The sequence below is a fragment of the Paenibacillus sp. JJ-223 genome (assembly GCF_927798175.1).
GTDB lineage: Bacteria > Bacillota > Bacilli > Paenibacillales > Paenibacillaceae > Paenibacillus > Paenibacillus hubeiensis.
Window position 1 is genome coordinate 23328 of record NZ_CAKMMP010000016.1, and the last position, 21594, is coordinate 44921.

The following is a 21594-nucleotide window of genomic DNA, read 5'->3' on the forward strand; positions in this document are numbered from 1 at the left end:
TCATCTGTTCATGATCCGCGGTTAGTCTACTTCGGACGGGCTTTTTCCCGTCAGCATTTTGAACACCTGGCTGAAATAGGTCGCATTGCGGAATCCCGTCATCTCGCTCACCTCGTACACCATGTATCTTCCCGTCTTGAGCAGCTCCATGGCCTTCCGAACCCGATATCCGTTAAGGTAGCTGACGAAGTTTTCCCCCGTCACCCGCTTGAACAGTTGGCTCAAATATTTGGGATGAACGTACAACCCCCGCGCAATGGCCTCAAAGCTGATCTCTTCCGCATAGTGCTCCTCCACGTATCGCTTGACCTGGATCACCAGCTTGTTGGTTTTCTTCTCGGCCGTTTCTTTCCTTGCCTGCTCAAGCCAATTCCGAATCACGCCGTCCATCCAGCATATCAGATCCTGCAGCGTATATTTAAGCTGAATTTCGCGCAAAAAGTCGCTCATTGCCAACGGAGGGTCAAGCCTGGGATATCGGCTGCTCCAACTTTGCGTCAGCGTATCGAACAGGCTCACGGCCACCACTTGTACCTCTTGCATGCTCGTTCCGCTCCCTTTCTCCAACAAACAGCGAATGTGGCGCCATACCTCTTCCGCCAAGTCCGGCCGCATGTCGGTCCACGCTTCGCTCCATTGCCGAAGCTGTATGGAGTAATCGGGAGCAGGAGCTTCCTGCCACCCGTCCGTTTCATAACAATACACCCGGCTGCCCCCCTGGAATTCTGCCGTTTCCAGCGCCTCCCGGCTCTCCAGATAGGAGTCCATCAACTCGCATAAATGGCCCTTGCACCCGCCGACGCCTGCGTTCATCTCCATTTTGAGATACGTGAACACCTGGTCGATCATGCGCTGCAGCAGCCGCTGAATCGACTCTGCCGAAGAATCGCCTTCCAGCATAACGAGCACGAACACTCGATCCGAGTAGTCGATCACTTCGATATGCTGCCTCTCTGCCATCATTGAAGCATGGGTTTGCACGGTTTCCCTGATGATGTCCGCCGCGCCATACCTGAGCAATTGCCAGTCGCGTTCTTTCATGCGCGTCAGGAATTCGGGGCGACCCAGCTGCAGACTGATGGCCCGAACGCGTCCGGCATCGCTCAATCCGACATATTCCATTCGGTCCCGCGACATTTCTTCCGGACGGTAGCGCGTGGTGAGAAGCTCATGCAGGAACTGTTTTCTCAGATAGGGAAGCACACGTCCGATCTCCTGTTTATAAACGCGCTCCAGCCGCTCTCGCCGCTCTCTCACATCCTGTTCCAGCATGACCTCGCGCAGCACGGCCTCGATTTCCTCCACCTCCGCCGGTTTCAGCAAAAAGTGGTTCACGCCCCACCGCATCGCCGCCCGTGCATTCTCGAATTCGTCGTACCCGCTCAGAATAATGATAGGAACGTCGGGATGCTCGCTCCTCAGCGCCTGCGTCATCTCAAGTCCCGTCATTCCCGGCATGTAGATATCCGTCATAACCAGGTCCGGCTTCACGCCGCGAAACAGCTCCAATGCATCCGCGCCGTTCGCGGCAGTTCCTGCAATGGTCAGGCCAAGGGATGGCCAATCGACATGATGGGTCAGCGCCCGGATCATATGCGGATCGTCATCCACCAGCAGGATCGTTTTCATGCGCTCTCACCGCCTACCCACAGATTCAATTGTTCCTCGCTCTCGATCCGCGGCAGCGTAAGCGTCACCCGTACGCCGCCCGACTCGGCCGTGCCAAGCTGCACGCCATACCCTGTTCCGCAGTACAATTGGATGCGCTGATGTACGTTGCGCACGCCGATGCCGGTGGTTTCCCCCAGCGCCCAACCGTCCGGCAGTCCCTGCCCGTTATCCGTAATGCGAATAACAAGCTGGTCCTTTGAATTACTTGTTTCCGCCTGGATGTCCACCCGAATTTGAAGCACCCCGTCCGCAGGATGGCCATGCATGACCGCATTTTCGATAAAAGGCTGCAGGATGATCTTCGGAATGTAACACCCGCGCACGAGCGGGTCGACCCGCTCTTCGTAGTCGATGGCAAACGGCAGTCGTTCCGCTTGAATGCTCACGTAACAGCGGGCGTGCTCCAACTCGTCCCGCACGCGAATAAACAGTTTGCCTCCGCTCAGCCCGATGCGCAGCAGTTTGCTTAATTGCACGATCATGCGACTGATGTCGCGTGCCTGATAGTCCATGGCGCGCCAGTGGATCATGTCGAGCGTGTTGTAGAGAAAATGCGGTTTGATCTGCGCCTCCAGCAGGCTCGTTTGGGCCTCCCGCTTCGCTCGGCTCTCTTCGCGGACCTGGTCCATCAGATCCGTCAACCGGGAGGCCATGTGGTTGAAGCCGTAGGCCAGATGGGCGTACTCCTCGGTAAAGGAAAGTTCGACGCGCGTGTCGAAGTTCCCGCGCTCCAGCTGCCGCATGCGTTTAATCAACTGCCGCAGAGGCCGCACGATGCCGCGAACGAACAACCAGGCCAACACGGCCGAACACAGTAACCCTATGACGGCTACCCCCAGCACCTGCCAACCCGCCGCACGGACAGGGGTTAATAACATGTGCACGGGAATGATTTGCACCAAGCGCCACTGCAGCATGGCAGGCCGGGAATAGAGCACGAGCTGCGAGCCGCCCGGGGCAGACGCCACCTCAAAGCCGTCCCCTGCATGCGCTGCATGTTCCTCAAGCCAGGCTTGATCAACCCAAGGCGCAGCATCCCCCACCGTCGCTGTTTCCGCGCTTGACGAGTCGCCATTGCCGAAGGCCGTGCCATCCGCTCCGTTTTCGCCCATTTGCATGATGACGCTCCCCGACGTATCCACGAGCAGGACCTGTCCGTCCAATACGAGCGGCAGATCGGCAAAACGCCGAACGATGTCCTCCCGGCTTAACCGGATCAGTACATAAGCTACCGTGCCGCCATGACTGTCGAATATGCGCTGGGCGTATCCGACGAGCGAATGCCCCGATCCGTTCTCCCTGAGCGGGACCCAGGCGGCATCCGCGTTTTCCAGCGCGCCGTACCACGAATCGGCCGCTACCGTATCGACGGGGTAAATGCGATCGGCCATCGTCACGGCTACGCCGTTGAACGCATCGGTGTACAGCTCCACCGAGGTGATCCCCTCGCTCACGACTACGGTGTGCTCCAGTATTTTGGCGACCTCGCGCCTTTGATGAATCTGCGTCAGCCTGCCCGTGCCTGCCGTTTCAAGCAGGCTGGACAGCTCCCGGTTGCTTGCCAGGGAATACGCGGTGCCCGTTACGTTCGTGATGAAATCGAAGCCTCGGCGCGTGCTTTCGTTGAGGAGCGCCAGGCGCGCATTGCTGATCTCGGTGAACGTCACTTTGGAGAACGACTGATAGGACAGCCATACGATCACCGATACAAGCAGCAGATTAAATGCAATAAAGCAAGTCACCATCAAAGTGGTGAGCTTGCTTTGCTGCAGCCTATGGCGGATAAACAAGGATACGCTTCGTTTCCTCATCCTAAAGTCCCTACCTTCGTCTTGGAATTACCCTTTGAGCCCGGAGGTCGCGATGCCTTCCACGAAGTATTTCTGGCAGACGATGAAGACGATAAAGCATGGCAGCAGAGACAGCACGGACATCGCAAACATCGGTCCCCAATCCGATTGGGAGCTGGAATCCAAGAACAGGCGCAGACCGAGCGGCACCGTGTATTTGCTGACGTCGCTTAAATAGATCAGCTGGCTGAAGAAATCGTCCCATGTCCACAAAAAGGTAAAGATCATCGTGGTGACGAGCGCCGGGAACGCAAGCGGCAGAATCACCTTGGTATAAATGCGAACCGGACCGCAGCCGTCGATCGTGGCCGCTTCGTCAAGCTCCTTGGGCAGCCCGCGGAAAAACTGCACCATCAGGAAAATAAAGAACGCGTCCGTGGCAAGCCATTTCGGTACGACGAGCGGCAGGTACGTATTGATCCATTCCAGATGGTTGAACAAGATATACTGCGGGATCAGCGTCACGTGATGCGGCAGCATGATCGTCATCAGCATCAGCCCGAAGCACACCGCCTTGAAGCGGAAATCCAGTCTGGCAAAGGCATAAGCAGCCATCGAGCAGGAGATCACGTTGCCCAGCACGGCGCCCAGCGACAATACGACGGAGTTGGTCAGGAAGCGGGAAAACGGATTGCCCTGAATCCCCGTCCAGCCGCTCACGTAATTGCTAAAGTTCCATTCCTTCGGCCAGAACCACGTTTCCGTGAATATCATGTGCCCCGGTTTAAACGAACTGCCTAACATCCAGAGCACCGGGTACAGCATGACAAAGGCGATCGCCGAGATCATTACGTGCTTTGCAACGACCCATGCGGTAGAGCTGCGTTGTCCAATCATGATTTTCCACCATCCTCATAGTGCACCCACAGGCGGCTGCTGCGGAACACGAGCAAAGTAAACACGCCGATCAGAATAACGAGAATCCACGCCATGGCAGAGGCGTAACCCATTTGGAAGAACGAAAAACCCTTTTTGTACAAATACAGGGAATACATCAGCGTGGAATTGACCGGTCCGCCGCTTCCGTTACTGATGACAAAAGCCTGCGTGAATGACTGAAAGGAGGTGATCAGCTGCATGACCAGATTGAAAAAAATGACCGGGGACAAAATCGGCAAGGTGATGTTGAAAAACCGGCGTACAGGGCCTGCGCCGTCCACCGCCGATGCCTCCTCGTACTCGGGCGGAATTTGTTTCAGTCCAGCCAGAAAAATGATCATCGACGAGCCGAACTGCCACACGGACAGCAGCACGATGGAATACAGGGCATACTTCGGGTTCGCCACCCAATCGGGGGCCTTGATGCCGATCATGGCGAGCAGCCCGTTCAGCAGGCCGTCACCGCCCAGCATTTTGCGCCACAGCATGGCAATCGCCACGCTGCCGCCAAGCAAGGTCGGAATGTAATAAACGGTTCGATAGAGCCCGAGTCCACGGATCCCCTTGTTCAGCAGGAGCGCCACCATCAGCGCAAAAATCAGTTTGATCGGCACGGAGACGGCCACATAGGTAAAGGTGACTTTCAGCGATTGGCCAAACAACTTATCCGACGTAAACATCGTAACGTAGTTCTCCAGGCCGACCCATACAGGCGAGGTCAGGATGCTGTAGTCGGTAAACGAAATATATAACGAAGCAATCATCGGTCCAAGCGTCAGCAGCAGCAAACCTACCAGCCACGGGGCGAGGAACAGGAGAGCTGCCCGGTTATGGGCATATCTCCGTTTCGCGGCCCGGGCAGCCACGCGTTCGGTTGTCGCATGGCTGACCTGCGTTGTACTCATGTCATTTCCTCCCGCTCATTGGATTCCGGATACGTGCAGACTGTTATTGGCCTGAACCCAGCGCAGCCTTGGCGCCTTCGATGAATTGCGCAATGACATCCGGCATGCTTCCCTGATCGAATGCGATCTGTTCGCTCGCCGTTTTGAAGCTGGCATCCACTTCGGAGAACCCTTGCGGATACGGCGGGTCAATCTCGCTGGAATGCTGAGATACAACGTCGATGAATTGGAAAATGGTCTGCTCCCCTTCGGAAAGATTGGGCTTCAACTGCTCGCGAATGCTGGAGTTCACCGGCACGCCGCGCTCTGATCCCAGGATGGCGGTCGCCTCCGGATCGTTCACCATGAAGTCGATGAACATCGCCACCTCTTTGGGATGCTTCGTTTTGGCATACCCGGATATGAACTGCCCCGGTTTCAGGTATTCGCCGATCTGTTTCTCGCCTTCGGAATGCGGAATGACCTGGATTCCCAGCGTATGATCCTGGTTTTTGTTCACCTGCTGGAATGTCAGCAATTGATTGGACCAGGCAAAGTCCATGGCGGCCGTTCCGAGCGAGATCGGACGCGTCTCCGTGGCGTTGGTCGTGGATGCCGTCACCTCGGCCGGCGTTGCGCCGCCATTGGCACGGAGCGCTCCCCACATGTCGAACCACTGCTGCAGCTCTTCGCTGGTTGCCGTCAGCGTGCCCCCGTCGAACAGCCCTTTGCCCGTCTGGCGAATGAACACTTCAAACATGTTCGTCGCGCCCGAAATATCCGCCGAACCGTAGAAGCCTTCGCCCTTGGCCGCGGCGATGCTGGCGGCAATTTTGCTGAAGTCGGACCATGTCCAGCTTTCCTGCGGTTCCTCGATGCCCAGCTCCTTGAACAGCGTTGCATCATAGATGACGCCAGGTGCATTCACGCCGAGCGTGATGGCGTACAATTTATCGTCAATCGTTCCGGCCTTGATCATGCTCTCGTCATGGTCTTCCGTGCGAAGCTCCTTGCTGTCTGCATACGGAGTCAAGTCCAGCAAGGCCCCTCGCCGGGCAAAATCGGTCAGGAACGCGTAGTCCATCTGCACGATGTCCGGCGCGTTGGAGCCGGCGACCTGAGTGGTCAGCTTATCCATATATCCGTCCCAGCCGGAGTACTCCGGCTTGATCGTGATGCCGGGATGCTTTTCTTCAAACAGCTTGATGACTTTGGTGGTCAGATCATGCCGCGTCTGCGACCCCCACCACGTCATGCGGAGCTCGATATTGCCGGAAGTTTCTCCTTTATCCCCGCCGTCGGATGACGCCGCAGGGCTGGAGGTTCCCCCCGAACAGGCTGTAGCGAATAATAACAGGGTCAGGCAGCACAGGGTTACCCACTTTTTCATATGCAGCATTGATGAATTTCCTCCCCTTTTTTAACATGTAATCGCTTACAAATATATTGTACCGGGAGTTCTTCAGGCGGAACATAAACAAAAGTAAGCCATCCTGTCAAAAAAGTAAGGGGTTGGGAGGAGGATCGATCTTCCTGATCTAAAAATCCACCGGGAGCATGCACTCCCGGCGGCGTTTTACGCACATGTCGCCTTCTCGGCCTTTGCCTTTGCGGTATTCAGGATGACCGGACAGCTGCTGGCGATTGGCGTTGTTCCAAATGCTGCTGCATACGCGCTACCTCGGTGCCTGCCAGCATCATGATGCCGATGCCATGGTTATCATTGGTCACCGTCAACAAGTCCTTGTCATAGTATTCCGAGGTAAACGCATATCTCGATCCGCTGCATACGCCATGCACGTTTCCTTGACGGTCGATGGCCACGCGGGTCAATCCCTGCCATGCCTTTCGCGAAGCTTCGGCATACACTTCCGGCTTCTTAAACCAGCCAAAGCGCACTCCCCGGGCGAACCCGTATGCAAACATCGCCGTGCACGAGGCCTCTTCGTAAGTATCCGGCTCATTCAGCACCTGGTGCCATAATCCGCTCTCCCCCTGAAGGGCAGCATATCCTTCGCATAATTCGTTGAAAAACGCGATCAATGCCGGTCTGTCCGCATGCTGCTCCGGCAGCGCGGCAAGCACCTCGGACAGCGAGAACAGCGTCCAGCCGTTGCCGCGTCCCCACGGAATGCGCGTGGCCTGTCCATACTTGAAGTCATAAACGTGCGACATGATCTTCTGATCGGCCATAAACAGGTATTTGCGGAAAAGCAAAAATTGTTTCGCCGCTTCGTCGAGCGCAGCCGGGTCGCCTTTCAGGCGTGCATAACGGACAAGGAACGGCGTGCTCATGTACAGGTCATCCGCCCACATCGTATTTTCCGAATATTCGCCCGGGCATTTCCGGTAAAAGGCTCCATCTTCGCGCCGTTCCAGCTTGTTGAGCATAAAGTCCGCGATCTTGTCCGCGATGGGCAAAAAGGTCTGCTCCCGGCAATCGCCGTACGCTTCCAGCATGGCAGAACCGAACGAACCGCAATTATCCAGCATTTTCATCATGACGAGCTGTTGGTTGATGGCCGGAAAGCCATACTGCTTCCGGTCCCACAGCGAGTACTCGTACATGGTCGTACACGCCTGCACATGCTCGGCTGCGTAACGGATCATATCCGGCCTGTCCAGGTAACGTCCCGTCTGCAGCAAACCATATACGGTTACGCCGAGCGGATAATCCCAGCGTCCGTAATTGGTAACGGAACCGACGGTCCACTTGTTGCTCAGCATCGCATTCTCGTAATAAGGACGCACCCATGCCTCGGGTCCATCCAGCCGCCAATACGTATGCTCCGGTTCGTGATCTGCGCCATTGCCCTGCACCGCAAAAATCCGATCCATACGGCACATTTCCATCGCATCAGGTTCCGCCTCGGCTTCAAAAGGACCTGCATACAGCCATGTTTCGCCTTCCGCGCCATGAACCCGCCATGGGAGCTCGTGGGCAACCGGCTCCGCGCCGATGGCTGCGCCCACATGAAACTGCCATGGCTCACCGGCCGCGGGGCATTCGCTGCAAACCAGCAAATTGCCCGTTCCGGGTCCCGCTTCGATCTCCACGTCGAACGAACCCGCCTCAGGCAGTGCTGCCGCTAGTTTGCCCTCCAGCCAAATACGGAGCGGTCCCGACGCATGGCCTGACAGGCGAACGGGAATCCCCGCGGGGCTGCCCGCCTGAATTCGGGTCCAGCCGTACACCCGCCGGCCCGGGAGCCGCCCGAATAAACGCTCCGGCACAGGCAGGTTCTGCCGCTCGGGGGACCACCGCGTTTCTGGCAGCCAATTCAGACCGCAGGCCGCCTCGTCGCCAAGCAAGTCCGGACCCTCCTCGCCGAGGAGGTCGCCAATGCCTGCGGGAACGTGATCCGGGCAGATCGGTTCGGAATATACCCAGCCCGCGCTACCTTTTCTCCCCCGAAACGGAGCCAGCACGTTCAGGATGCGGACCTTGCCTTCGTCGGAGCCGAATCGGCAGCCGAATCCGGCAGCCGTATTTTTCAGTTCCAGCAGCAGCGTGTTCCAGCCTGGCTTGATATCCAAGGATAGCTTCACGGTTGCATCAGGCTTGATTTCATCGATGACCGTGGAACGATAGGTTAATAGACCGTTGAACCAGAAACGAACCGGACCGTAACAGCTCACCAGCACGTCCAAATTCCGATCCTCATCCCCCCAGACCAGCGCAGCGGCATAAGAAACCTGTCCTTGCTTCGCATCGGGGAAGCGTTCCCCCAGATTCAGATCATAGAGCCCTTGATCATTCTGCAAAATACCGGATTTCTGAAACTTTCGATACACGAAATCCGCTTGCGGATTAGCCCCGATGTAACGCTCGGCCAGCACCTTCAATACGTGTTCGGGGTCATCCCCGAATCGGTGGTACATGCTCTGCGGTTCATTGAAATAGATCGTCATAGATATACATCCCTCTCTCGCTGAAATCATGCCAACATGCAGCAAAAGCCATAATGAACTTCATATAAAGCTAGGTTTAGCGCTTAACCTCCATAAGAAATACCATTTCTCAATGCAGGACCCGCCTTTCCCTTTTTCTGATGAACGACAGATCATAGCCACAGTATACCCGACGGCCTCATGGGACGCCACAAGTTTTTTGGTTGCGTTTACATCCCCGGTCGGACAGGAAAGATCGTCCATCGAGGCATGGTTGGTTGATGAAACCACCTGCCGTAAAGCCATCCGTTCCCTGCTTCCAGATTCAACGTTTCGTCTAGTTCAACCGCAGAAGGGGATGTCCGCAAAACCTTCAAACAACGGTTTAGTTTCCGACAACAACTGCCGATATAGATAGTAGGTGGAAATTTCCACGATTTAACTGGGGAATCCCCCCATTTTAATTCAAGCCATTTGCATTGGAAAGGAACGATGAACCATGAATACGCTAGAATCTTTGGTGAATGCCATGCCTTTTGTGCAGCAAATGTTTCGCGACGACGTATCGATATCCATTAATGACCATGAGAAAGTGCTCTATTTCTCCGAAGCCAAAAGCCTGGAGATCGGTGTAAAAGTCGGGGACGAGCTTCATGACGATTACAAAAACTTCAAGATGCTTGCCAACAAAGACTCTCGTACCATTGTTCGCATGCCTGGCGACCTGCAGGGAAGACCCTTCGACTCCATTCTGATTCCGATCAAGGAAAACGGCGAGGTTGTCGGCATTCTGGGCGTGAACTATTCTCTGGACAATCATCTTACCTTGGAAAACCTGATCAACGAGAACGAATCCACGATCAACGCGCTGCTCGGCGGCATTCAGCAGGTTGCTGCGCATTCCGAGGAGCTGTCTGCCACATCGGAGGAGATTTTGCGCAACTCGAAACAGGCGGTGGAAAACTCGGTAAGCGTAACCAAAGTCACTTCGGTGATTCGCGAAGTATCGGAACAAACGAACCTGCTCGGACTTAACGCCATGATTGAAGCGGCACGAGTAGGCGATTTGGGAAGCGGGTTCGGCGTGGTGGCCAGCGAAGTTCGCAAGCTGTCGGATCACACGAAGCAAGCTGCTGCAGACATTGAATCCTCTTTGGGCAACGTTCGCGAGTCCATGAAACATATGGAGCAGGAAATCAGTCAAATTACGACTGCCACGGTGGATCAAGCCCAATTGGTCGCGGAGTTCATGGTAAGCATCGAACAGCTCAGCCAAACGAGCGCCGATCTGAAAAAATTCGTGCACCAGATGCTGGCCTTGGAATAGAAAGGATCGCTAAGTCACCTTTAAGATCGATACATAGACAGGACATAATGATGTAAAAGGCCGCCCTGCCGTAGATTTCGAAGAAAACTACGACGGGCGGCCTTTGTTGGGCCTATCCACACGAACCTTTGAGCGATTCTAGATCTCCACCGCCACGCCATAATGATCCGATACAACCGGACCGTTCGTTCCGTTCAGCACAACCGTTGAAGATTGGGCCTGAACCGGATGCGCGGACCAAATGTAATCAATGCGCAGAGGACGGCTGTTGTCCGACCAACCAGCAATGGCTTTGACTACTGTTGCTCCCTCATCTTTGCTGAGGGCTGTCGCGTACAGGTCATTCCAGCCCTTTTCCACCATGTAATCGTAACCCTGGCCACGAATCTCCGCCACATTGTTGAAATCGCCCATAATGTATAACGGCTGTTCTTTGTAAGGGGCCAGCTTTTCCTCGGTGAGATCCCACTGCTCTTTAAACGGCTCCAGCTCGTCGTTCCACCAATTGAAGTGACCGTTCACAAACCAGGTTGCCTGTCCTTCAACGACCGTTTGCACCCCAACGATTTTGCGAGTCCGGTAATTGTAGTAATCCTGAAGATGCGAAGCATACTCTCCAAACGCCGCCTTGATCGGCGTCCGGCTCAAAATGGCCAGTCCTTCATCAAATTTGCCGAAGCTGGCATGGGTCGGAATCCATGTCCAATAGTAGGGCGTATCCAGCTGCCCAAGCAGGACGTGGGCGTAATTATCCTTTTTAATGACCGTACCGGGTTCGGCAACAACATAGCGGTCCAGCTCCTCTGCTGATAGCGGCTGCTCCTGCGCGGTTTGGTTAACCTCCTGCAAGGCGACGATATCGAACCGGTTTTCGTTAATGAACCGGGCCAGTCCGCCGATTTTGTTCATCTGGTCTTCTTCTACCCATGCGTGGGCGTTTAACGTTAACAGTTTCATAAGCTCGCTCCCGTAGTTATATTCTGGCTGCATGTCGTCGGCGCTGCATCGAAACGGAAACTATTCGCAGAATTCATGCACGAGGCAGTCCATAACTGATATGATGGTTATAGAGCATGACGTAGCCAGGAGATGGAATGATGAACATATCGAATGACATGAACATGACTGACGCGCAGTGGCAGCAGCTGATCGCCCAGGTGGCCGACCAGTATGACAGCCTGACCCTCATGCGCGGCTTCCAATATTATAAACAAAAACGCGTCGCTGCGTTGCATTATAGCGAACAAGGCAACGTCTCGGCCACCGTTCAAGGTTCGGACGAACACGAAGAAGCCACGCTGAACCCCTACGCGTTATCGGAAAGTCAATGTACCTGTCCGGCAGCTTCGGGCTGCAGGCACATCGCTGCAATCATGATGAGTTGGGCCGAACAGCTTGGCCGCCCCGTTCAGGCCATAGCCAATGCGCATACAAGCACGGTTTTGAAACGCAATTCCTCCAAACCGGTTGGCAAGGCAAGCAGCGGAAGAGCCGGACACACGGCGGTTCCCCGGACGGAGACGCCTCCCGATTACGGCTATATGAAACTGAAGGAAGAAGCCGCGGCGCTGGCGGAGCTGCACATCGATACATGGCATGACCTGTTCGCCAAATGTTTGGTCCGGCTTGGCACGGGAACGCCCAGCGTATCCTACGTGCAGGAAGCCCAAGACGAGCTCTACGCGATCAAGCCCAAGTTATCCCCCGGAATGGACCAGTTGTTCGCACTGCACGCACACTTGCATCTGCTGCGTTTTTGCGTGCCGGAACGCGGTTCAATTCCAAGTATGCCCATCTATTTGAATGTTGCCGCACAAATGGCTGCCGATGCCCTGCTGCAGAACGCGGAAAACGAGTTGAATCGACCGCTTGAGCTATCCAATCAAAGCGAAGCGGAGCGGGAACGAATCTGGAGCCGGGTGCAAGAGACGGTTCAATACCTGCGCAGCCAGATGTTGTCCGAAACGCAAACCCTATTGTTTTTCACGCCGATCTATCGGCAGCTCTGGTTGAACTGGATCGTTCCCATGTCGGACAAGCGGGTACCCATGCTTGAATCCGAATTGCGTACCCTTGTGGCGGTAGAGCAGGAAATTCAACGTGCTTCAATGCCGACAGGCGGAAGCCGGGATGGAGCTGCAAATGGCTCTGGGTCCGAACAACGTGTTAAGCCAGCCGCTGCAGGCTCCCTCCCCCTTGCTCTGGCGCAGGGATGGATCCTGTTTCACCTGGAACGGGATGAACGGGCTTGGCAGCTGCTGGGTCGCGGACACTCCGCATTCGGTATGCCGCCGGAGCATTTGATGCATTTTCTGCATGTACTCGCCGATGATTCCCGCTGGGAACGTCTAGCCGCATGGCTCGGCGAGCTCGGGCCGCTTCTGGTCGGCCGCCGCAACGATTCGCTGCAGGCATACATGCAGCTATGGGACGACACGCTTCGCCATCTGCCGGAAGAGGAAAACCGGATGTGGGATACCTTGGTCGGTATGCTTCCCCATTCCCGTCCGGCCTATGAAGAAGCGATGCATCAGCGTGGGCAATGGCGCAGATGGATCGACTTTCAATTAAGCACAGGCGCTGAGCCGCTCGATTTCCGGGTCGCTATGCTGGAACCGATCGAGAAGGAGGCGCCGGAGCTGCTGCTGCCCTTCTACCACCAGGCTGCCGAGCGCCATATCGAGCAGCGCAACCGGGACGGATACAAAGCAGCGGTCAAACTGCTCAAGCGGCTGGCCAAATTGTATAAAAAATTGAAGCAGGAAGAACGCTGGGAAGCGTTCATTACTTCACTCGCTGTTCGCAACAGCCGGCTGCGGGCCTTGCAGGAAGAGCTTCGGAAAGGGAAATTGATCTCATGAGCGCCATTCATCCATATACCGAAACCATCGTTGTCCATGTTGCTCTGACAGGTTACGGGGACGCCCTGTTCTACGGGGCTTCGAACACCTACCAATTCGTTCCCGGACAAACGCTCAAACAGCGTTTATTTGCCTGGCACGCCCCTTCGTTCTACGGTACCGAACTCGAAACCCGGCAGATCGAAGAGATTGAGCTGGCCGTGCTTCCCGCCGAAGAAGTCATTCCGTTCTTTGCCGACATGCACACCCTGCTGCACATCGAATGGCAGTGGGACGAACAGGCCGCTCACCTCATTAGGCTGGCCCCGGTTCTGGCAGCAACCATCGAAGACCGCAAATTCGTGCCCAGCTTCGACGCTTTTCGCTCGGGGCGGCTGCAATGGTCTTGGGATGGTGCCAGCCTTAAAGCGCAGGATCGCTCCGCTCTCGCCAAAGCGCTGGAGGAAACGGACGAAAGCTTCGGCGAAGGCCTTGCCGCCGCATATTCGGCCTCCGTTTTCCAGCACTGCTACGGCACGGAAGAAACCGCGACCGACCTGCGGCGCGAATTTCCGCAGCTCTTCCCTCAAGGCGGCGCCTTGCCGAAGGTTGCGCCCGGCCTGGATGCACAGGCATGGCTTGTCTCGATCGGCTGGAAAGCGGACGCGGCACCGTTCCGTCCGCTGCTGCAATTGCTGGAGCCGGATGACGACTCCCCCGCCTGGCGGCTGCGGCTCGTATTGCAGGACAAGCTGGACGCCTCCGTGCTGCTGCCGATCAGGCTGGACTCGCAAGGCCGCGCCGAAGGAGAATGGCCGCAGCTATGGGAGGCCTTCATCCTGGATCGTTCCGCCGGTTGGCTGGATCAGCTGCGCGGCCAATTAACGCGCGTCCACCGCTCGGAACGTGGCAGCCGCGACGTGTTGAGCGAACCGCTGAGCGACCAGGAGGCTTGGCAGTTCCTGACGGTGGAGAGCGGCCGATTGCTCGAAGCGGGCTGGCAGGTGCTGCTGCCGGGGTGGTGGGAAGCCGCCCGCAAGAAAAAGCCGCGTCTTCGCGCCAAAGTCAAGGAAGAAGAAGGCAAAGAACGCGGTCAGTCTTTTTTTGGACTGGACTCCATCATTCATTTCGACTGGCGCATTGCGATCGGCGATACGGACCTGAGCGAAGAGGAATTCGCCGACCTGGTCGCGCGCAACGAGCGGCTTGTCCGCTTCCGCGGTGAATGGGTACCGCTCGATCCCGCCCTCCTGGAACAGATCCGGCGGGCGATGGAAGGCGTGGACCGAAAGCAGGGATTGTCGTTCCAGGACATCCTGCATCTGCATCTGCTGCATAACGAGCAGCGCGAATATCGCAAGCTCAAGCAGCGTGAAGGACAGCAGGAAGAAGAACCTGAAGAATCGCCGGATCGCGTCCATCTGGAAGTGGAACTGAACGAACACTTGAACCGCATCATTGCCCAGCTTGGCGGCGGTCAGGGTGGCGCTCCTTCGCTGCCGGTGCCGGCCGGATTGCACGCCGAGCTTCGTTCCTACCAGAAGGAAGGCTTCTCTTGGCTGGGCTTCCTGCGCCGATTCGGGCTTGGGGCCTGTCTCGCCGACGACATGGGGCTTGGGAAGACGATTCAGTTCATTACGTACCTTCTGCATCTGAAGGAAAACGAACCACGTTCCGCAGGACAGGCGCCTGCCCTGCTCGTCTGTCCCACCTCCGTGCTGGGCAACTGGCAGAAGGAGATCAGCCGTTTTGCCCCGTCCGTGAACGTCCTGCTTCATTATGGGGCGCGCAGAAGCAGCGGAGACGAATTCCGGGCCCAGACGGAGCAAGTGGATATCGTCATCACGTCCTATGCTACCGCAACGCTGGATCAGGAAATGCTGCAGTCCTATACCTGGGCTTCCATTTGCCTGGACGAAGCGCAGAATATCAAAAACGCGCAGACGAAACAGTCTCTCGCCGTACGCAGCTTTCCCGCCAAACATCGCATTGCGCTGACAGGTACGCCGATCGAGAACAGGCTCGCCGAGCTGTGGTCGATCTACGATTTCATCAACCCCGGGTATTTGGGCAGCGCCAGAGCGTTCCAGAACCGCTTTATCAGCGCGATCGAGAAGGATAAAGACGAGGACCGCATGCAGGACCTGCAGCAGCTGGTGAAACCGTTCATGCTTCGCCGCAAAAAAAAGGACCCGAACATCCAGCTCGATCTGCCTGACAAAAACGAAATGAAAACCTATATCCATCTTACCGGCGAACAAAGCGCCCTCTATGACCAATCCGTCAAGGAATTGATGGACAAAATGAAAGAGCTGGAGGGCATCAAGCGCAAAGGCGCGATCCTGTCCGCCCTGACCCAGCTCAAGCAGCTCTGCGACCATCCGCTGCTGGTTACGAAAGAACCGCCTCCCGAGGCGCTGTCCGCAGGCGAAGCCGACTCGGAGTACGACACGTACAGCCCGCAGGACATGGCTATGCTGATCAGCCGGTCGGCCAAGCTGGAACGGCTGATGGAGCTTGTGCGGGAGCTGCGGGAGGAAGGCGAGCGCTGCCTGATTTTCACGCAATATATCGGCATGGGCGAAATGCTCCAGAGGGTGTTGCGGCAAGAACTGCAGGAACCCGTGCTCTACCTGCACGGCGGCACGTCCAAAAAAGCGCGCGATCGCATGATCGAACAATTCCAATCCCGGACGCTGCCGGCGGACCAACAGCCTTCCGTTTTCATCCTGTCGATCAAGGCAGGCGGAGTCGGCCTTAACCTGACGGCGGCCAACCATGTGTTCCATTTCGACCGCTGGTGGAACCCGGCCGTCGAGAACCAGGCCACCGACCGCGCCTATCGCATGGGCCAGACCAAGGACGTTCAGGTACACAAGTTCATCTCGCTTGGCACGCTCGAGGAGCGCATCGACGAAATGCTGGAAAGCAAACAGCAGCTTAGCGACAACATCATTACAAGCTCCGAAAACTGGATTACCGAGCTGTCGACCGATGAATTGCAGGACTTGTTCACCCGTCGGCGGGATTGGTCTTGACCTAAAAAAGAGCGAAGGCTGGAGTCAAAACTCCGCCTTCGCTCTTTGCTTACCCGCTCTTCCCTGTCTTATCGCATGTTGCCGATAATGGACGATCTGGAATCCTGCATTTTTTTGATGAAATTGGTCATGACGTCAAATGCCTCGTTGCGCTTGTTGCTCAACGACTGCAGGCGAAGCATGTCCATTTGCTGCGAGCTGCCCAGTGCATCGATCTGGCTCTTGATCGCTTGGACCGCCGCTTGGTCCCCGCGCAGTTGAGCTTGCTGCAATTGTTCATTCAATTGCGCAATCTGCTGGTTGCGCTGCTGCACCGCGTCCAATTGCGATTTAAGCTGTTGTTCCAGCAATGCGGCACGCTGGGTTTGGACCATCATCAGCGCCGTCTCCAAATCCATGCTTTGCAAATCGATGCCAGTCACGGATGGGATGGACGATCCCACATATGTACTGCTTTGCGCCGACACGGCAGAACCGATGGATACGGCTGCTACCGTGGCGATCACGGTGGACGTAATGAACTTGCCCGTTTTTTTCACCGAAAACACCTCCCCCAATTTCGAAAGACGACTATACAAAAAGAGACATCTTTCGACGCCATTATATCAAAGGTCCTACAACCTTCAACCCATAATCGCAAAAATGAGACACATTTGATACTCCAGGCTCTAAATGCGGCAGTTTACCCTCACTCACCCTGTCCAACCAAACCAAAAGCGGTCCGTTCCTCTCCCACATCTGGGCAAGGCAATGGACCGCAATGGATGCTCATGTTTATTGGGTTAATGTGCCGTTTCCGTCGATGCTCCCTTTCCGGCCAGCCGTTTCACGATATAAGGTACGGTGATGGATGTCAGGATAACCGCAAAAGCGATCTGCGCAATAGCCGATTCAACATACGGAGCATAAGCCGGATTGAATCCGGCGGCCATGGCAGGCACCACCATGGACAATCCGGCGACCGAGCAGGTGGCTGCTGCCGCATACCCCGGGCGCTTTAACAAAGCACGGTCAATCATGATCAGCGGCAGTAAACAAAGGATGAAAAACAGCAGCGTTACCAGCAGCCCGGACAGACTCGAACGGAAAGCAACGCCCAGGTCGATGTTCGACCCGAAGCTTGTCCCCAAGAACGGCAGCAAAATGACCGTTCCCGGAGCAAACATCTTCTGGATATTGCCATCAAGATTGCCCAGCAGGATGCCGATCAGGAAAGGAACCAGCGTGGCCAGCACGCTCAGGTAATCGATCCCCACGCCGCTGGCCGAATTCAGGATCATGACCGGAATGACCGGAACGGCGATCAGGTTCAAAATGCCGAATGCTGCCTGGTCCACATCGTCTCCATAGGAATTCATCAAGGCCATGTAAAGGCCCGGATTGCAGCTGGTCAACACGGCGATGAACGCAACGGCGGAAATGCCGGCAAAGCCCTCCACGCCGAACCATTGCACGAATGTCCAGCCGAACAGCCAGGCGATCAGCACTCTGGCCAGACAGTGCACCCCTGCCCGCTTCAGCGTGACAGGGAGCTTCCGCAAGTTCAATTGCGTGCCCGATACGAGCAGAATCATGCCGATGAGCACCATCGTTCCTTTCGAGGTGAATAGCGCCGTTGTCGGGTCACCCATCTGAAAGAACTGCGGAAACACCGTGTTGACGACGGCTGCCAGCATCATGGGCACGATGAGCAGGCCGCCGGGAATTTTTTTAACCGATCCCAGAATGTTCATTGCGTCTATAGCTCGGCTCCGTTCGTCCGGATCACGTTCTGATACCAATAGAAGGAGTCTTTGCGGGTTCTCTTCATCGTACCGTTGCCGTAGTCATCCTGATCGACATAGATGAAACCGTAACGTTTGCTCATCTCCGACGTCGAAGAACTGATCATGTCAATCGGTCCCCACATCGTATACCCGATCACTTCCACGCCGTCCTGAATGGCCAGGCCCATCTGTTCGATATGTTTGCTTAAGAAATCAATGCGGTAAGGGTCGTTTACCGTGCCGTCTTCATTCACTTTGTCGTAGAAACCGGAGCTGTTCTCCAAAATGAATACCGGTTTGTGGTAGCGGTCATATACCAGGTTCAACGTGTAACGGAGACCCACAGGGTCGATCTGCCAGCCCCACTCGTTTTCGGGCAAATGCGGGTTTTTGTACACGCTGTGCACGTTGCCTGCCGTCAATTCCAACTGTTCCGTGTCGCTGCTGGAAATCATGGAGTTGTAGTAGGACATGCCCACGAAGTCGGCCGTATACGCGCGGATGCTATCCAGATCGCCATCCTCCATCTGCAGCTCGATTCCTTTTTCCTTGAAGTACGTCTTGGCGAAATACGGGTATTCGCCCAGGTTCAGCACGTCAAGGAAGAACTGGTTTTTCATTTGGTCATCCTTTTGCATCTGGAGCGCGTCCTCCGGTTTGCACGTGTAAGGGTAGGTCGTGAAATAAGCCACCATACTGCCGATTTTGTTATTCGGGTCGATCTCGTGTGCCCGTTTGGTTGCTCTGGACGCCGCCACGAACTGATGGTGCAGCCCTTGGAACAGCATTTCCTCGTAATTCGGTTTGTCGTATTCGATAATGCCGAGCGTTTTGGCGCCGGCCTTCACGCTCATGTTGATTTCGTTGAACGTTACCCAGTACTTCACTTTCCCCTTGTAACGATTGAACAACACTTCGCAGTAGTTGAGGTACAAGTCCACCAGCTTGCGGTTATACCAGCCGCCGAATTTGTCGATCAGCACGATCGGCATGTCGAAATGGCTGATCGTAATCAGCGGTTCCATGCCATGTCTCAGGCACTCGTCGATGACTTGATCATAGAATTGCAAAGCCTTTTCGTTTGGTGCTGCATCATCTCCGCCAGGGAATACACGCGCCCATGCAATGGAATAACGGAACACTTTGAAGCCCATTTCGGCAAAAAGGGCAATATCCTCGCGGAATGTATGGTAAAAGTCGATGCCGCGGCGTTTCGGATATTTAACGGTATCCGGGTCGTTTTTGGCCTCTTCGATCATCTCGCGGTTAATTTTCATCTGTTTGGTAACTTTGCGGTCATTGTTGGCATTGAACTTCATCACTTCGGGAATGGTCAGGCTTTTGCCATCCACGTTGTAAGCTCCCTCTGCCTGACATGCCGAAAGTGCGCCTCCCCATAAAAATCCTTCCGGGAATAAAGATTGTGTCATGTTGTTTTCCTCCTTGAGTGTGATAAAAGGGGCAAAAAGGAGCCGCGCTCCCATTGGCCCAACGCATCCGCCACGATTGTGGTTGGATTACGATTACGGAATCAATTTGAGCAGCGCTTCGCTTTCCTTGATCGAACCGCTGTCCGACGCCGTGAGCACGTCGCCGAATTGCTGCATGTTGGTCACGACGATGGACGTAATCGTATTGTATCCATCGGCTTTGATGCCTTCCGGATCGAATTCCACCAGCAGGTCGCCCGCCTGCATGGATTGCCCTTGCTCCACATGGGATGTGAAATGTTTGCCTCTCAGGCTCACCGTATCCACGCCGATATGAATCAAAATTTCTACGCCGTTCGCTGCCTTGAGCCCGATGGCATGTTTGGTTCTGTACAACGCTTCGACAACCCCGTCAAACGGAGCATATACTTTGCCTTCGGTCGGCACGATGGCGATGCCTTTGCCCATTAACTCCTGTGCAAATGCTTGGTCCTCGACCTCGGACAACGGCTTGACCTCGCCCGTCATCGGGCTCACGATCAGCATGTCGGATGCAGCCGAAGCTGCGGAGACGGAAGAATCCGCAAGCGATTCGTTCGCCACCGCGCTCGTTGTGGCGGAAGCTGCATTTTTTTCTTTGCGTGCAGCGGTCTTCCCGTCTGCATCTTCCTTGATGCCTGCCAGCAGCGTAAACACGAAACCAAGAACAACGGCCGCAATGGAGCCGATGACCACATAAACGTAACTGTCGGCCGTGTACGTCCCCAATGCCAGCACACCTGGCAGGGCAATCGCGTTAGCACTGGCATGCACAATACTGTAGAAACCGCTCACGATTCCCGCTGCAGCGCAACCTGCAAAGAACGGTCGTTTATAACGGAGATTGACCCCGTAGATCGCCGGTTCGGTAATGCCGAATAAGGCGGTAAACCCGGCAGAGCCCGATGCTGATTTCATCGTTTTGTTTTTCGTAAGCACAAACACGGCGAATGCGGCACCCGCTTGGGCAAGATTCCCTGCGAGCGCTGCCGGCAGCAAAACGGTAGAACCCAGGCTCGCCACCTGTTGAATCTGAATCGGCATGATCGCATAATGCATGCCGAACATAACCATGATTGGTTTAAAGAACCCGAGAATCGCGCCTGCCAGCACGCCAACCGTTGCGTACAGATAGTTGATGCCATCCGTCAACCAGGTACCGATATAAGAACCGATCGGCCCAAGCACGATCAATTCGAGCGGAATCATGATGAACAACACAATCATCGGCGTCAGCAGGACGCGCAAAAACTTCGGAATGACCTTGTCGACGACCGGGTACACATAACTCATGATCCATACGCCTAGAATAATGGGAATGACAGACGAAGAGTATTTCATGAGCAGGATCGGCATACCGAGAAAATCAATGGTTTTCACACCGGTATCGGCAATTTTGGCCGCCGCATCAAGAATGACCGGGTGCATCAGGCCTGCGGCAAGCGCCACGGCCAGATACGGATTGGTTTTGAATTTGTGGGCCGCACTTACGGCCAGGAAGAACGGCAGGAAATAGAAGATCAGGTCGCCGATCATGTTGATGATCGACAGGAAGCCGGAGCCCTCCAACCATCCAAGGGCCGCCATAACGGTGGCCACGCACTTGATCATACCGCAGCCGATCAAGGCCGGAAGCACGGGCGTAAAGATGCCCGCGATCGTTTCGAGCACCGCATTGATCGGATTTTGTTTCTTATTCGGTGCCGCTTCTCCTTCTTCCGTTTGCAGGTTGCCGGAGGTAAGATTGCGAATCTCGCCGTAAACGGCGTCAACCTTGTTCCCCACGACCACCTGAACCTGCCCTCCGGCATTTTGCGCTTTCAGTACGCCTTCCAGGCTGTCCAGCGCCTTCAGGTCTGCCTTTCCGTCTTCTTTCAATACAAATCTGAGCCGCGTGGCGCAATGCGTCAAAGAGGAAATGTTACGCTCGCCGCCGACGAGTTCCAGCACGTTTTGGGCCAATTCCTTGTTGTTCATGA

At 55.5% G+C, this 21594-nt stretch carries 14 protein-coding genes; 3 read left to right on the forward strand and 11 right to left on the reverse strand.

Going from position 1 to position 21594, the window contains the following annotated elements; genetic code table 11:
- Positions 1 to 21 precede the first annotated feature (21 nt).
- From L6H98_RS24390 to L6H98_RS24415, 6 genes are all read right to left on the reverse strand, one after another.
- The gene (locus tag L6H98_RS24390) at positions 22 to 1629 is read right to left on the reverse strand and encodes a response regulator (protein WP_236420289.1); all 1608 of its coding nucleotides are present in this window, start codon (positions 1627 to 1629) and stop codon (positions 22 to 24) included.
- The gene (locus L6H98_RS24395) at positions 1626 to 3482 is read right to left on the reverse strand and encodes a sensor histidine kinase (RefSeq protein ID WP_236420290.1); all 1857 of its coding nucleotides are present in this window, start codon (positions 3480 to 3482) and stop codon (positions 1626 to 1628) included. The genes L6H98_RS24390 and L6H98_RS24395 overlap by 4 nt, the downstream gene beginning before the upstream one ends.
- A 27-nt stretch (positions 3483 to 3509) precedes the next feature.
- Positions 3510 to 4358 carry a carbohydrate ABC transporter permease gene (locus tag L6H98_RS24400; protein ID WP_236420291.1) on the reverse strand — a complete coding sequence of 283 codons (849 nt, stop codon included), beginning with the start codon at positions 4356 to 4358 and terminating at the stop codon, positions 3510 to 3512.
- Positions 4355 to 5305: a sugar ABC transporter permease gene (locus L6H98_RS24405; RefSeq protein ID WP_236420292.1), complete on the reverse strand. Its 951-nt coding sequence runs from the start codon at positions 5303 to 5305 to the stop codon at positions 4355 to 4357. Before L6H98_RS24405 ends, L6H98_RS24400 begins: the two co-directional genes overlap by 4 nt.
- 43 nt (positions 5306 to 5348) lie before the next feature.
- A complete protein-coding gene (locus tag L6H98_RS24410; RefSeq protein WP_236420293.1) occupies positions 5349 to 6683 on the reverse strand; it encodes an extracellular solute-binding protein in 1335 nt (444 codons plus the stop codon).
- 218 nt (positions 6684 to 6901) lie between these two features.
- Positions 6902 to 9196 (reverse strand): glycoside hydrolase family 88 protein, encoded by a 2295-nt coding sequence (locus tag L6H98_RS24415; RefSeq protein WP_236420294.1) that lies wholly within the window; start codon positions 9194 to 9196, stop codon positions 6902 to 6904.
- Positions 9197 to 9674: 478 nt separating this feature from the next.
- Between L6H98_RS24415 and L6H98_RS24420 the strand changes: the two genes are divergently transcribed.
- A complete protein-coding gene (locus tag L6H98_RS24420) occupies positions 9675 to 10502 on the forward strand; it encodes a methyl-accepting chemotaxis protein (RefSeq protein WP_236420295.1) in 828 nt (275 codons plus the stop codon).
- Between the two features lie 138 nt (positions 10503 to 10640).
- Here L6H98_RS24420 and L6H98_RS24425 read toward each other — a convergent pair whose 3' ends face one another.
- Entirely contained in the window at positions 10641 to 11459 is an 819-nt protein-coding gene (locus L6H98_RS24425) for an endonuclease/exonuclease/phosphatase family protein (protein WP_236420296.1), read from the reverse strand.
- 137 nt (positions 11460 to 11596) lie between these two features.
- Here L6H98_RS24425 and L6H98_RS24430 point away from each other — a divergent pair, with 137 nt between their 5' ends.
- Both L6H98_RS24430 and L6H98_RS24435 read left to right on the forward strand, forming a co-directional pair.
- Entirely contained in the window at positions 11597 to 13363 is a 1767-nt protein-coding gene (locus L6H98_RS24430) for a hypothetical protein (RefSeq protein ID WP_236420297.1), read from the forward strand.
- Positions 13364 to 13368: 5 nt separating this feature from the next.
- Positions 13369 to 16380 (forward strand): DEAD/DEAH box helicase, encoded by a 3012-nt coding sequence (locus tag L6H98_RS24435; protein ID WP_236420415.1) that lies wholly within the window; start codon positions 13369 to 13371, stop codon positions 16378 to 16380.
- Positions 16381 to 16448: 68 nt separating this feature from the next.
- Here the strand turns inward: L6H98_RS24435 and L6H98_RS24440 are convergent, their stop codons facing one another.
- The 4 genes from L6H98_RS24440 to L6H98_RS24455 all read right to left on the reverse strand — a co-directional run bounded on the left by L6H98_RS24440 (position 16449) and on the right by L6H98_RS24455 (position 21592).
- Positions 16449 to 16919, reverse strand: a complete 471-nt coding sequence (locus L6H98_RS24440) for a hypothetical protein (protein ID WP_236420298.1) — start codon at positions 16917 to 16919, stop codon at positions 16449 to 16451.
- Between the two features lie 243 nt (positions 16920 to 17162).
- The gene (locus L6H98_RS24445) at positions 17163 to 18113 is read right to left on the reverse strand and encodes a 2-keto-3-deoxygluconate permease (protein WP_236420299.1); all 951 of its coding nucleotides are present in this window, start codon (positions 18111 to 18113) and stop codon (positions 17163 to 17165) included.
- 5 nt (positions 18114 to 18118) lie between these two features.
- A complete protein-coding gene (locus tag L6H98_RS24450) occupies positions 18119 to 19576 on the reverse strand; it encodes a family 1 glycosylhydrolase (protein ID WP_236420300.1) in 1458 nt (485 codons plus the stop codon).
- A gap of 93 nt (positions 19577 to 19669) precedes the next feature.
- Positions 19670 to 21592 carry a beta-glucoside-specific PTS transporter subunit IIABC gene (locus L6H98_RS24455; RefSeq protein ID WP_236420301.1) on the reverse strand — a complete coding sequence of 641 codons (1923 nt, stop codon included), beginning with the start codon at positions 21590 to 21592 and terminating at the stop codon, positions 19670 to 19672.
- Between the last annotated feature and the right edge of the window lie 2 nt (positions 21593 to 21594).

What these genes read in the sequence shown, in the direction of transcription:
- L6H98_RS24390 (WP_236420289.1), bottom strand. Translation starts at nt 1,629, where the DNA reads ATGAAAACGATCCTGCTGGTGGATGACGATCCGCATATGATCCGGGCG.
- L6H98_RS24395 (WP_236420290.1), bottom strand. Translation starts at nt 3,482, where the DNA reads ATGAGGAAACGAAGCGTATCCTTGTTTATCCGCCATAGGCTGCAGCAA.
- L6H98_RS24400 (WP_236420291.1), bottom strand. Translation starts at nt 4,358, where the DNA reads ATGATTGGACAACGCAGCTCTACCGCATGGGTCGTTGCAAAGCACGTA.
- L6H98_RS24405 (WP_236420292.1), bottom strand. Translation starts at nt 5,305, where the DNA reads ATGAGTACAACGCAGGTCAGCCATGCGACAACCGAACGCGTGGCTGCC.
- L6H98_RS24410 (WP_236420293.1), bottom strand. Translation starts at nt 6,683, where the DNA reads ATGCTGCATATGAAAAAGTGGGTAACCCTGTGCTGCCTGACCCTGTTA.
- L6H98_RS24415 (WP_236420294.1), bottom strand. Translation starts at nt 9,196, where the DNA reads ATGACGATCTATTTCAATGAACCGCAGAGCATGTACCACCGATTCGGG.
- L6H98_RS24420 (WP_236420295.1), top strand. Translation starts at nt 9,675, where the DNA reads ATGAATACGCTAGAATCTTTGGTGAATGCCATGCCTTTTGTGCAGCAA.
- L6H98_RS24425 (WP_236420296.1), bottom strand. Translation starts at nt 11,459, where the DNA reads ATGAAACTGTTAACGTTAAACGCCCACGCATGGGTAGAAGAAGACCAG.
- L6H98_RS24430 (WP_236420297.1), top strand. Translation starts at nt 11,597, where the DNA reads ATGATGAACATATCGAATGACATGAACATGACTGACGCGCAGTGGCAG.
- L6H98_RS24445 (WP_236420299.1), bottom strand. Translation starts at nt 18,113, where the DNA reads ATGAACATTCTGGGATCGGTTAAAAAAATTCCCGGCGGCCTGCTCATC.
- L6H98_RS24450 (WP_236420300.1), bottom strand. Translation starts at nt 19,576, where the DNA reads ATGACACAATCTTTATTCCCGGAAGGATTTTTATGGGGAGGCGCACTT.
- L6H98_RS24455 (WP_236420301.1), bottom strand. Translation starts at nt 21,592, where the DNA reads ATGAACAACAAGGAATTGGCCCAAAACGTGCTGGAACTCGTCGGCGGC.